Source organism: Bdellovibrio sp. NC01, assembly GCF_006874625.1.
Lineage (GTDB): Bacteria > Bdellovibrionota > Bdellovibrionia > Bdellovibrionales > Bdellovibrionaceae > Bdellovibrio.
The window spans coordinates 1,991,081-2,003,836 of record NZ_CP030034.1; the positions used below are offsets into that span (position 1 = coordinate 1,991,081).

13 protein-coding genes are annotated in these 12,756 nt (G+C 43.4%); 3 read left to right on the forward strand and 10 right to left on the reverse strand.

The features are described 5' to 3' along the window. Positions 1 to 32: 32 nt before the first annotated feature. The 5 genes from DOE51_RS09610 to DOE51_RS09630 all read right to left on the reverse strand — a co-directional run bounded on the left by DOE51_RS09610 (position 33) and on the right by DOE51_RS09630 (position 3,009). A complete protein-coding gene (locus DOE51_RS09610; protein WP_142696351.1) occupies positions 33 to 344 on the reverse strand; it encodes a hypothetical protein in 312 nt (103 codons plus the stop codon). 243 nt (positions 345 to 587) lie between these two features. Further along, positions 588 to 1,277 (reverse strand): YjjG family noncanonical pyrimidine nucleotidase, encoded by a 690-nt coding sequence (locus tag DOE51_RS09615; protein ID WP_142696353.1) that lies wholly within the window; start codon positions 1,275 to 1,277, stop codon positions 588 to 590. Positions 1,278 to 1,344: 67 nt separating this feature from the next. Beyond that, positions 1,345 to 1,653, reverse strand: a complete 309-nt coding sequence (locus DOE51_RS09620; protein ID WP_246845017.1) for a KH domain-containing protein — start codon at positions 1,651 to 1,653, stop codon at positions 1,345 to 1,347. 10 nt (positions 1,654 to 1,663) lie between these two features. Then, positions 1,664 to 2,563: an alpha/beta hydrolase-fold protein gene (locus DOE51_RS09625; protein WP_142696356.1), complete on the reverse strand. Its 900-nt coding sequence runs from the start codon at positions 2,561 to 2,563 to the stop codon at positions 1,664 to 1,666. 47 nt (positions 2,564 to 2,610) lie between these two features. After that, entirely contained in the window at positions 2,611 to 3,009 is a 399-nt protein-coding gene (locus DOE51_RS09630) for a hypothetical protein (RefSeq protein WP_142696358.1), read from the reverse strand. 151 nt (positions 3,010 to 3,160) lie between these two features. Here DOE51_RS09630 and DOE51_RS09635 point away from each other — a divergent pair, with 151 nt between their 5' ends. Further along, positions 3,161 to 3,856: a hypothetical protein gene (locus DOE51_RS09635; protein ID WP_142696360.1), complete on the forward strand. Its 696-nt coding sequence runs from the start codon at positions 3,161 to 3,163 to the stop codon at positions 3,854 to 3,856. A 66-nt stretch (positions 3,857 to 3,922) separates the two neighbouring features. On the opposite strand, the gene DOE51_RS09640 is transcribed toward DOE51_RS09635, so the two are convergent. After that, on the reverse strand, positions 3,923 to 6,856 hold the full coding sequence (locus DOE51_RS09640; RefSeq protein WP_142696361.1) for a M28 family peptidase: 2,934 nt from the start codon (positions 6,854 to 6,856) through the stop codon (positions 3,923 to 3,925). Between the two features lie 55 nt (positions 6,857 to 6,911). On the opposite strand from DOE51_RS09640, the gene DOE51_RS09645 reads away from it, so the two are divergent. Next, positions 6,912 to 7,565 carry a 2'-5' RNA ligase family protein gene (locus DOE51_RS09645; RefSeq protein ID WP_142696362.1) on the forward strand — a complete coding sequence of 218 codons (654 nt, stop codon included), beginning with the start codon at positions 6,912 to 6,914 and terminating at the stop codon, positions 7,563 to 7,565. On the opposite strand, the gene DOE51_RS09650 is transcribed toward DOE51_RS09645, so the two are convergent. Continuing rightward, positions 7,566 to 8,015 carry a hypothetical protein gene (locus tag DOE51_RS09650; protein ID WP_142696363.1) on the reverse strand — a complete coding sequence of 150 codons (450 nt, stop codon included), beginning with the start codon at positions 8,013 to 8,015 and terminating at the stop codon, positions 7,566 to 7,568. Positions 8,016 to 8,098: 83 nt separating this feature from the next. Between DOE51_RS09650 and DOE51_RS09655 the strand changes: the two genes are divergently transcribed. Beyond that, a complete protein-coding gene (locus tag DOE51_RS09655; RefSeq protein WP_142696364.1) occupies positions 8,099 to 9,244 on the forward strand; it encodes a class I SAM-dependent RNA methyltransferase in 1,146 nt (381 codons plus the stop codon). Here the strand turns inward: DOE51_RS09655 and DOE51_RS09660 are convergent. The 3 genes from DOE51_RS09660 to DOE51_RS09670 form a co-directional block, all read right to left on the reverse strand. After that, positions 9,227 to 9,865, reverse strand: coding sequence for an RDD family protein (locus tag DOE51_RS09660; protein ID WP_246845018.1), 639 nt, complete (start codon positions 9,863 to 9,865; stop codon positions 9,227 to 9,229). The two genes, DOE51_RS09655 and DOE51_RS09660, sit on opposite strands and share 18 nt — an antisense overlap. A gap of 21 nt (positions 9,866 to 9,886) precedes the next feature. After that, on the reverse strand, positions 9,887 to 11,866 hold the full coding sequence (locus tag DOE51_RS09665; protein WP_142696365.1) for a hypothetical protein: 1,980 nt from the start codon (positions 11,864 to 11,866) through the stop codon (positions 9,887 to 9,889). 63 nt (positions 11,867 to 11,929) lie between these two features. Next, positions 11,930 to 12,670, reverse strand: a complete 741-nt coding sequence (locus tag DOE51_RS09670; RefSeq protein ID WP_142696366.1) for a PilZ domain-containing protein — start codon at positions 12,668 to 12,670, stop codon at positions 11,930 to 11,932. Positions 12,671 to 12,756 lie beyond the last annotated feature (86 nt).

Sequence of the window (12,756 nt, forward strand, 5' to 3'; positions counted from 1 at the left end):
GGACCTTCAAAGTTATTTGCAGACAACTGTCTTTATTCGCAAATCATTTTGCGACCGTTGATATTGACCAGTAATTTGAAATTTTCGTAAGTGATCGACCCGACGTAATATGGGTTTCCGTGTTGGACCATCGAATCTGCATTATAAAGTTCACCACGTTCATTGATGGTCAAAATCCAACCATCTGTTGATGTCCTTAAATTTGAATAGGTAATCTCGCCATTTGCACCACTAAATTTACCAGCATCTTCGCCTGTTTTAAGATCAACACACATATATTCTTTAGCCGCATGGGCTTGAACTGCCAATAAAGAAACTAGTAAACCCATAAAAAATATTTTCATAAAAATCTCCATTCTTCTTCTTATAAATAAAAAAAAGATTCTGCCTTAAGCCTGACGATAAATCGTTTGCGTGAAGCTTTAAAGCAAATGGCATTCCAATTTTTTGATAGGTATTGAAGATTTTAAGACAGTTTGAATGCTGGAGCTCTATTAAAAAGAGCTGATTGATATAAAGCCAAACGGAAGTTCACAGCTAGTGAACACTCAAAAAAAGGGCCCAAAATCATTTTAGGCCCGCAGTTACTACTTTAAAATTGTCTCTAATTCTTTGAGGTGTTTGATTTGATACTTAGGACCAACCTCTAAGCCATGATGAATCCCCGCGGGATTAAACCAGCAGGAATCGACACCGAAGGCATGCGCCCCCATAATGTCGGCTTCAGTGCGATCGCCAACAACCAGGCTTGAGGCCTTGGAAAACTTCTTCGCCATCTTGGCGCTGTATTCAAAGAAGCGCACGTCTGGCTTCGCGTATCCACAAGCTTCCGAAACGCTGACAAAACTAATAAAAGGTGCAAGTGCGGAGTTTTTAATTCGCTCTGTTTGTACGTGCGAAATTCCGTTCGTGATAATCCCAAGCTCTCCGCGATCGCTAAGGTATTTGCATAGCTCAACAGCGTAATCAATCAAGACCACCGTTTGCGGAAGAGTATTCAGATAGGTTTCACTGGCTACTTCTGGATTAAGATCAATATTATTGGCGTTAAAAACGCGACGAAAGCGTTCGACTTTTAAGGCATCTTTCGTGGTTTGACCTTTTTCAAAGGCTTTCCACAATGCGGAGTTTTCGATTTTGTATTGCTCGTAAATAGAATTAAGATTGAGCGATTTCAATCCCATCTTTTCCATGCTTGAGAAAAACGAAAGACGTTCAGACTCTTTAAAATCTAAAAGCGTGTCATCAAGATCAAATAAGAACAGATCATATTTCATCTGCGTAGTATGACACCAAAAACCCGATTTGAAAATCGGGTTCTGCATAAGAATATGCCTTGGAAATCTATACGGGGATTTCTACGATCGAGCGTATCCCATTACGAGCCGTCATTGCGTGGACAACGGCGCGTAGACCCATAATCGTTTTACCTTGGGCTCCAATAACCTGACCCAAATTATCTTTCGCACAGTTCACACGATAGACCGTCGTTTTCGGGCCGACATAGGTCGTAACCGTCACACTGCTTGGATCATCGACAAGATAACGCACCAATTTTTCAATTAAGGAACGAATCTCTTCGCGATATGCTTCTTGATCGATATCGGCGCCTTTGATTTTGAAATCAGGATTATAAGATTTTAGAGGTTCCATATCATTCATATTAAAACGCCTCCCCCATGATGAAATTAGCGGTTGTCCTACGATCAAAATTACAGTGCCCACCAGGAACAGGCACCCATGTCGATTTAAATCCCAGTTTTTTAGCTAAATCAGAATAGACTTCCGAACCCTCTTGAAAGCCGAAGTCATCAGCCGTACCCGTAGAAACATAGAACGGCATTTTCTTCGCACGATAACGCGCAATAAGCTTCAACGGATCGTGTTTGTCCCAGTCATTTTGATTTAAAAAAACTTGTCGCGAGATGCTCAACAATAATTTAACTCTGCTTGGGACAGCGTGAGTGCGTTCCGTGTAGGCAGCAATTTCTTCAGGTGTTGAGAATGGTCCGACCGTTGTGATGGCCGGGCATAATAAGGCAACCTTCGAAAATGTGTTCGGCAATTGCAACGAAGCTTGGATCGCATTGAATCCCCCCATTGATTGACCGATCAACATGCGTTTACCTTTACCAAGCCCCCCGACCTTCTTTTCAAGGAACGGCATAATATTGTTTTTGAAAAACGGAATGAGTGGGAAGCGGTGATTGTTTACCAACAACCAGACTTCACCAAAAGAGACTGTCACAATCGTCGGGTCATATCCGCGCCAGTGCCATTTACGCTCTAGCATGCCAGTGCCAAAGCGTTGCGTGAACCATGTTTCTTCGTTACCCATTAATCCGTGAAAGAAATAGATGATGTCCTGATTTTTGCTACGATCGACATTGCGAATACAGTATTTGAAAGTTAAACCCATTTGCGATTCAGAACCGCATGAGTAGTCGGATTTATAATTAGGCTCAGCGCTGGTATCATCATAACCAGCGTCGATTGATTGAGCATGTGCCTGGAAAGAAAGAACCGAAATTATAAGGGCGATCACCAGCGTGAATCGTCTCATCGGGAACCTCCACCGTTAAGTCAGGCTCCCTTGGGCAAAACAGAAAATCAATTTGCAATATCGAAATCTTCGCGAACTCTGTCTTTAGACACGAGAACTTGTTCACCGGTTTTCAAGCACTTCAAATAGTAGTGATTATAACCTCTGTTAGTGATCACAAAACGATGTGGACGAACCGGCGCAATTTTCTTTGCGAGGACAGAACCCACATCAAGTTTTTCGTATTTTCCCAAAAGCTTTTGTGAAACTTTCGTGCGCACGAAATGCAACCATGAAGCCGTTGCTAAACAGCCCATCGCCACTAAACCAGAAATCGCCCAGCTGACTTTATGCTCTAAAAGCCATGTGAACGAAAGGGGCGCTAACACGGAAAACAAAACCAAACCACCGGTAAGGAATCGTTCACGTTGTTGGTATTTTTTGAATTCTTCAGCAAAAGAGGACATGCTTAGAGTCCCTCACTCAATAAGGAGACTCTTATACAATCATGAAAGGTTAGGGACTATCGAGTCCAGATTTGGATATTTTTTTGTGCCGCTGCGCTCCCCTGCTGACATCTGGCTTTGTTTGTTTTCTGCTAATGATCACGAGGTACTTATGAAAAGAATTTGTTCCATTTTATTACTTGCTCTTCCAATGACTTCATTTGCTCAGCAAGCCCCATCGCAGAACTGTCCTGACGTTGTCGATAGACGTGGTAGCATTCAACTTCAGCAGATGGCATCTGGTGACAACAAAAAATGCTATATCTCTATCCATAACTTTAAACAAAATGAATTGGTTTATCGCGACTATATGTTCACTAACGATGGTGGATTCATGGTCTTCAATTCATTTGGTAACGGTCCAGAAGACGAATTTACAGGAGCTCGTGAGTTCATGATGTTCCCACGTCCAGTAGCTCAATCCTACAAATGGAACGATGATGCTCGTCGCTTGGAAGTCACTGACGTTACGGGCACGACTTATTCTTTTGACTACGAAGACGCCGAATTGAAATCATCTGACAAAGCAACTGTTAAAGTAGCTTCTGAAGTTGCTGATTCAAACAAAGGTGGAGTCGAGATTTCTAAGTTTCAAGGTTTGTTGATGGATAGTGGCTTCACAAAAGGTCACGCACCAACATCTTCTAAAAACGGAATTTCTGTATTCACAGATAAAACTGGTAAAACTTGTAAAGTTAAAAACAGCAGCGTGTTCAACTATACGTCTGATGGCGATAACAACTTCAAGTTTGATGACAAAGCTTTGGTGACGTTCCTTAAAGCGAACTGTCCAAAACTAACTCTTTAATCTTTAAAGTTTAAACTGAGAAAAAGAAAAAGCCGGTTGATAAGACCGGCTTTTTTATTTTTAAGACTACTCTTTAAGTTTTGGAGTGATCTTTAACTCGACCACTTGTCCGTTTCTTAGAACTTTAATCAAAGTCTCTTTATTTGGTTTCACACTTTGCAGCGTATAGACGTAATCATAAAGATTTTCGATCTTCGTGCCATCAAACTCGGTGATAACATCGTTTTCTTTAAGGCCGGCTTGTTCGGACGGACTGTCTTTTGAAACACCCGAAATCTTAACACCCTTAACGCCTTCTTGCGAATAGTCTGGGATCGTTCCCAAATAAACGCGGAATGTTCGACCTTCTAACTTATTCTGACCACTGCCGACTTTTTGATATTTTACGTAACCAACAGGGGCTGCCTGCAAAGTATCAACAAAGCCTTGAAGTACAGACAAAGTTTTCACGATGCCTTCATAGTTAATCAATTCCGGCACATCACGAGGTGTATGATAATCCACATGTGAACCCGTGAACAAATTCACTGTAGGAACATTTGCCAAATACAAAGCCATTGAATCCGTTGGCAAGTAGGGATCTTCTTGAACAACTAAAGCCACGTCATGGGTTGCATTGATTTTCTCAACCATCGCGGTCCATTTATCACCCGAACCTAGACCTTGTACAAACAGACGATCTTTCAAGCGACCGATCATGTCCATGTTGAAGTAAGCTTCGATATTATTCTTTTTATCCAAGTTCTTAGCAAAGTGAGTTGAACCTAAATCGCCAAGCTCTTCCCCAGACCAGATCGCAAAGTAAATATCCTTTTTCAATTTGCTTGGAGAGTTCTTCTTAAGATCTGAATAATAATGAGCAAGTTCCATCACGCCAGAGACACCTGACGCATTATCATCAGCACCTAAATGGGCCTTGCCTTGTTCCGCACCTTTCGCAAGCGTACTTCCGAATTCGCCATGACCTAAGTGATCGCCATGAGCACCGATTAAAATTGCAGACTTAGAATTATGTACCGCAAGTTTTGCAACGACATTCACACCTTTGGCTTTTTGGAATTGAAGATCCACATCGGCCTTCATGTAAGTAGAAGGAATTGTGAAGCCTTCCACTTGTTCGCCTTTGTCTAAATCTCTTTGGATAACAGAAAGGTCTTTCCATGCGTATTTTACTAGCTCCATCGCAGAATTTGTCGAAAGACGAAGAACTGCTAAGCTGCTATCCGATAGCGAACCTTCAAATTTAACTTTACCGAATTTATCACTCAGACCACTTAAAGGACCATTAACAACGACCACACCCACAGCGCCTTCGTTTTTAGCCACCGTTAACTTATGTTGCAGTCGTGAATACAAATTCAAATACTGACGACGAGCAGGTGCCACATCCGTTGGTAGATCCGTTAGGACCATAACCCATTTACCTTTAACGTCTAGACCGTGATAAGAATCGTAAGCCGCTTCTTTATCTGATGCCGGCGCTTTAATGCCGTAACCAGCAAAAACAATCGGCGCTTCACGAACAACACCCACTTTTGAGAATGAAAGCGGTTCGAAATCTTTAGAAAGAACGTATTTCTTTTTAAATGAACCAACAACCTCAAGTGAAGTGTTAGAACCAAGACTTACACCTGAAGTAAATTCGAAAGTATCAAAGAAGCTTCCATCTTTGGCTCCCCCGACCAATCCCCAGGACTTAAAGAGTTGCACGAATTTATCGGCATAGATCTTTTCTTGCTCGCTGCCAGTCGCGCGGCCCCCAAATTGTTCAGACGCTAGATAATGAATCCATTTTTTTACGTCATCAACATTCACGGATGGCGACAACACACCCTTAGCTGCAGGATCGGCTGGCGGTAAGTTCAAAAGCTTACGCGCTTGAACATCATCCCATTTTGCCATCATGATCTGTGAATCGCCTTTTTGATTGCGATGAGTCCACGACAAGTGATTGCCATCTGGAGTAAATACTGGAAGACCATCAAAATCATCCATGAACGTCACACGAACTGGATCGTGTTTGCCAGCGCTGTCGACAATGAACAATTCAAAGTTCGAGTATCCCAAAACGCTTGAGCCAAAGATAATGTAATCGCCTGACGGATGAAAGAACGGCGCCCATGACATGGCTTTTAAATGTGTGATCTCTTTTTGCTCAGAGCCATCGACATTCATTGTGTAGATTTCTGCCGTCGCACCATTTGGAGCGAAACGACGCCACGTGATCTTTTTACCATCCGCACTAAAGAATGGTCCGCCGTCATAACCTTTTGAAGTCGTCAGACGTTTTACCTGAGTCCCATCAGCCTTCATGATATAAATGTCCATCATGTAGGAAGGGTCTTGCTCAAAGAACTTCTTATCTTCGCCTTCTAGTTTTTCAGTATAACCTGCACGATTTGATGCAAAGGCAATCCACTGACCATCTGGAGAGTAAGAACCCTCAGCATCATAGCCTTTTTCTTTTGTCAGGCGTTTCAAATGACCGCCATTCAAATCACTTTCAAAGATGTCGTAATTTTCGTCAAAGCTCCATGAGTAACGAGCTTTCACAGCTTTTTTACGATTATCGATTTCCTCAGTCGTTTTCTTTTTAGTGAGTGGATCTAAGTGAGTTGACGAGAACATCACTTTTTTCATCGACGGATGAATCCAACCACATGTTGTCTTCCCCTGACCAGGAGATACGCGCGTCGTTTGACCATTTTCAAGGTTCATCACAAACATTTGATAGAACGGATTGCCGGGTTCGCGCTCTGATTGGAAGATCATGTGCTTGCCGTCTGGACTGAAGTAGCCTTCACCTGATTTAGAACCCACGAACGTCAGTTGATGCATTTCACCAATGAGGTTGTTTGGTTCATTCCCAAATTGAGACGTCGTTGGAGCTGCTGCCGGAGCCGGAGCGCCTAATTTAGCGTCTTTTGACTTACAAGATGTGGTCGCGAAAACGACCGAAAAGCTAAACAAAAACGTAAGAAGGACTTTCACTTTTTTCATAGTGTGTGTAGGCTAAAAGCTGGACCTGTTTAAGTCAATAAATCGGGGGTTTGCTGTGCGTGCCATTCATTGCGTTTTCATCTGTGCTTTACTGACTTCGTGCGCTACTCAAAAGTCAACGGGCTTAAGTTCTTTAGAAATTCCCAAAGCACAAAAACGTGGTGTCGCTTCCGCTGAAACAGCTCCTTTCATTCGCCATGAAGACAAAGCAGAATTTAAGTCCTACTTAGCAATGAATCTTCCGTATTCCCACTACGAACAAATTCGCACAAGCTTGGAAAAGAAAAACGGTCTTCATTTGATCAATCGCGGTGAAGCGCACATCACTGTTGTGAATCCAATTGAATACACAAAACTTAAAAAGAAAATTTCAATTAAAGAAATTCACGATCTAGCTGAAAAGATGAATATTCAGGATGCCCACTACCAAAAGGTTTGTGTCGGTAAAGGGACAGCCAAGGTGAATCACAAGGACGAAGAAACTTACTTCGTTGTTGTTCACTCGGATCAATTGTTTGAGATTAGAAAAGCGATTCAAGATCTTTACGTCAAACGCGGTGGCAATGCTTCGGACTTCAATGCTGAGTCATTTTATCCGCATGTGACTTTAGGCTATACAAAACGCGATCTGCACTTTGAAGATGGCGTTGTCAAAGATGCCAGCTCTTGCATGTATACCCTGCAAGAGACTGACACTGCGAAAAAATAATTAGTACGTAGCTGAAAGAGCAAGGTCCAACTTCTTGTTTTGAGGAGCGCCCGGGCCCGCTTGCAAAACCTTCACATCCATCAACGAAGCATCCGCAAATCTGCAGATATTGTAGATCTTGCCGCTATCGTTACGTGCTGGAACTGTTTCAGCACCGATAGATTCGCAGTTATAACCCGCTGGCAAAGAATGATTGCGGTAAGCCTCAATCGCCATTGATTCACCTTGGTTTGTTTTGAAAAGGAAGAATTCTTCAGCACCGATCGGAGAGTCATTAAAGAAGCACATCCACAAGTAACCATCCTGAGAAGCCTGTGTCGTCAAACCATAGAAAATACCTTGGTCGATACGGCATGTGCGCATCCAAGGATTTGAGTTTGGATTGGCTTTTGCGAAGTTGGCTGTGAAAGAAAGACCTAGAACCAAAGAAAGCAATAAAACTCTCATCATTGTTTCAAACTCCTGGTAAGATACCTGTGCAAATCGATATAGCAGCAGGCCCTAAAGAGAACAAGAGACTTAGTTTTATTTTTATGCAAAGTACCCCGAATCCGCTGAATCAGCTTCTAGAATGTCCTTATCAGCAGACCTGCTCAGGCTGCCAGTACTTGCATATGCCTTATGGGGAGCAATTAAATCAAAAACAAGGTGAGCTTGCCCAAATCTTTGCCCGCAAAGACCTTCAACACCCGCCTATTGAAATTTTATCAGCGGGCGCAGGGCACTTGCGCGATCGCTTGGATTTTAGCCTTCAGGGCGGCCGTTTAGGGCTTTACGGAAAAGGGACCCACGACATTGTGGACCTTGAAACCTGCGCCCAGCTTTCACCCGCCCTTCAAGAATGGCTGACAGAGTTCCGCCGTTTCGAGTGGCCTGTTGAAAAAGGCTCAATCCGTTTACGTGTGGGACCTGATGGGCAAAAAGGTGTGTGGCTTGATTTTGCTAACGTCGACATTAAAAAAATTCTCGATGAACAAACGATCTTGCGTGGACTGCTTGAAGTGGCGTTTGTTGAAATCGGTCAGCGTCGCAAAGTTCCAGTCTGGACAGGCTCTGAATTCAAATTGAAAGATCCAGAACTCAACGTGTGGTTTGAAACTTGGATGGGTGAAACTCCAGTAGATCTTTATTGTCACGTTGCGAGCTTCACACAACCAAGTCTTGAAGCAAATAAAATCATCGCCTCGCAAATCACAAAATGGATTTCGCAATTCACGCAGTCGCGTGTGATCGAATTTGGCTCAGGCATCGGTAATCTTACGCTGCCAGCCCTGGCTTCGGCGTCTTCAGTCCTGGCGTGTGAGATCGATGCATTGTCTTTGGAAGGCTTAGAGAAGACATTAGAGCGTTTGCCGGCCTCTTTAAAAGATCAAGTCGGAAAGCTGCAAATTCATCGTGGGGATTTCCAAAAAAAGATCTTAAATGACTTTACGGAATTCGACGGCATCTTAGCGAACCCACCGCGCTCAGGATTAATGGGTTTCTTGGATCCATTGGAGAAATTAAATCTACAGGATCGTCCGAAGTTTTTCATTTATATGTCATGCTTCCCAGAATCAATGGCAGCCGATTTAGTGAAGTTAAAAAACTTTGGCTATGAAATGAAAGAATGCGTGATTGTGGATCAATTCCCACAAAGCACGCATTTCGAAGTTCTAAGTTTACTTCAAAGAAAATAGACGAAGACCTGAACAAATCCCCGGCACATCTTTACCGATGAGCAAAGACAGTAGCGGCAATGTCACAATGCCCGTTGTAAGCACCAACGTGCTTCTTAAAATGACTTTTAAAACGTAAGTGCTTTCAAATCGTTCGTGCGGTTGACCTAAACGCAAATCACAAGCCCATTCACCAATAGATGAACCCATAAAGCTACGAATAGCGATCATATAGATCCACGATGACAACGCATAAACTTCTGCAAACAGAAGCACACGATGTTGACCATGAGTCAACGACGCCACAATGCCGCCCACTGATGTCTTCATTAAATAAGAAAACATCACCAAGAATACACAGCTTGTCGCGACTAAAATCAAAGCGTCGATGAACGAAGCAAGCCATGACCACAAAGCCAGACGATAACCTTTGCGACGTGCACTGGGGCCACCATGGAAACCTGTATTTTGATCAAAGCTCATGCCTTTGCGATCTTTAAACAGATCATTCAGCGGAGTCTTTCCCGGCTGAACAGGCTTTCTGCGACGAACCACAGGGGTTCTTAAAGGAACAGGGGCTTCTCTTTTCAGAGGAGCCCGCTGTGGATTTGCTTTACCTTTTTCTTTATTGATATCAAACATCGTGTTTGATTCCTTTTCGGATTAGCGAGTCGCCCCGCCTGTCACATTTCCTGTACCTGTACCACCTTCAGTCGTCGGAGTTGTCACTACCGGCGGAGATGGCGGAGTTACAATCACATCTGGCGTACAAACTCCGTTCACAACAGTGTTACCTGCAGGACATGGGTTCGATGGCACCGGACTAATTGTTGTCGTTGCTGTTGCCGTCGCCGTTGGTGACGGATCCGTCAATGGCGGTGGAGCTGGAGCAACATATTCAGGAGAAGATTTTTTTGTTTTCTTCTTCGTCAACCACCAGAACAAGCCCAAACCAACAAGACCGATACCGACTGCGATCAATACACCTTTGTACTTACAAAGGAAACCGCACTCATTACCACCCTTAGCAACGTCTTTACCATCTGGAAGATTTCTGCCTGGGCCGTCATCAGGAATCACTGTACCAGTACCGCCGTCACAAGTCAGTTGACCTTGACCTGAACCAGAATCAGCTACGTCTGATGGAGGAGGTAATGATTTACCAGAAGACTTACCACCACGAGATGATTTCGGTTGTGGAGTTGGTGGGCGTGGAGGCTTACCATCCGAGCACACGCACTCGCCTTTTTCATTGCGGTTTGCACCAGCAACTTCACAGACAGGAGCAACCACTGGACCTGCAACTTCGATTTTCAAATCAAAGAAACGGTCTTTCAAGTTTTCGCAGGCCTCTTTTTGGTCCTTAGCGATATCCTTACGTGCTTTGCTTTCCCATTCTTTCGCATTTTCGATGCTAGTTACGCCACCTTTTGTACAGAAGCCCGCAGCATTCAAATAGTGCTGTTGCAAGTTCTGAGTGTATTTTTCAAGTTTGTCTGCACAAGCTTGAGAAACAGTGTCGTCTTTCAATTTACAGATGCTACCGTCAGTGCCACGAGCTGCAACGATAGATTGAATGATCTTTTCTTTGCTGCCAGGAAGCGGAGTCGCTTCATTACATTGTTTTGTCGCTGAAGGAAGATTTGAAGTAATACAAATCGGGCTACCAGAGTTGTCACTGAAACCAAACAACAATGGATTACAAGGAAGACCGCCACCTTTAGCACAGCTAGAAACTTTTGATTTCACAGCATCGCTAAATGGAAGTTCTTGAACTTGTTTCAAAAGACTTGCTTGACCTTGTTCAGGACGAGCACATGAACCTTTGTAATAACTTGCAATCCAACCAGAAGCCACACACGCTTGCTCAACTTTCGCAACCGCGTTTGTACCTAATAGAACTTGCCAGATATTTGCTACTGCAGATGAATCTTGTTCTTCCAAATCGAAGAAATTAAATGAAGCACCTTTAGTTGCTTTACCTTGAGTCGCTAGAACTTTATCAGCAGCTTGAACGGCTTCTCTCATTTTCAAGAAGTAGTCCATTTGCTGACGTACGTTCATTTTTGCAAGATCGTTACCTTTTAGGAAACGTTTTTCAGTAACTGTTTTACCAACAGGAGTCGCTGTATTTTTTGCCGAACCAGGTTTCAAAGAGCCTTTAAGCTTTGGATCTTGATTCGCTACTTTTTCAGCAAGCTTGTCGAAATGATTGTAATCAGCAAGGTCGTTGTACGTTAACGTCACGCCATTTACTTTCAACGGTTTGTCGTCGTCGCCAGTGAATGTCAACGTGTTCGATTCAGAACCTGAAGTCAAAAGCAAGCGCACTTGCTCTTTATTATCAGAGTCTTTGTAGCTTGAAGCTTCAATCGTTGGCATCATTTCATTTTTATGAATGGCCATCCACGGATCTAATTGTTTTTGCAAAACAGTCGGATAAACGTGACGAACCTTCGCCCAAAATTCACCGATAGTTTGTTTCTTCGTCGTCAATCCCGTGTCTTTGAGATATTGACTGATGAGTTGCTTGTTGCGTGCAGCTTCTGCCCCTTGCGCGACAGGCGCAATACACATCGTCCACATAGATAATGTGGCTGCGACAGTTTTCATGACAGGAACCGGCTTAAACTTCCATCTCATATCGACCTCATGCTTTTGAGTCTTTTCGGTACACGTTTAAAATTACTTAAGATATCCCTGGACTTATCCTTGAGTTTCCATCTGAGTCTCATCTTGAGATTTCAGCCAGTCCTTTAAATGCCCTAAATCCTGACTACGAAGCTCTTTAAACTTCAAACGAAGAATATTATCCGAGTACTCCACGACTTGAGTCTTGATCTTAACGTTCTTAACTTCTGGGAAAATCACATCAACGAAACGCATCTCTGTGGCCATCTCGCCCATATCACGCTGCAAACGCACGCGCACACCAGAGACTGAAACTGATTCCGTTACACCCGTGAAGATATCCTGAGCGACCACTTCAACCGGTGTTCTGACTTCATAACGTTGCGCTGCGGGAATAAACCAGCGCGTTCTGCGATCCAAGTAAGGAAATCGGAAATAGAAGGCCATAATTAACACAGCACACGTCGCAAAACTTGAACCGATCACTTGCCAACGAGCCATGTTACCAAGCCCCAAATCCCCAACTGCTGCGCGATACATGTTAATCGCTAAGACTAAAAGAAGAGTGATGATAGCCATCGTCCATGAAGCCTTATGAGGACGAAGCAAAAGAATCCCGGTGACAATCAGAAGACTCAACCACAACCAATCCAGTGGCGAGACACCTTGAAGAAAAGTCCACATGACAGAAGGTTCGCTCCAGTTTTTGACGCCACTGCCTGCGAAACTCAAAAGGAGATTTCCTATTGGAGCCAGTAAAAATAGAACAGCCAAAACATAAACACCAATCGGTCTTTTAAGTTCTGTTTGCTCCATTTAACCCCCGCTTAAATGTTAATAGAACAGAGGGGTTGTTACGAAACAAAATACTGTGGTCTAGACTTTAGTTCGAAGAGATTTTT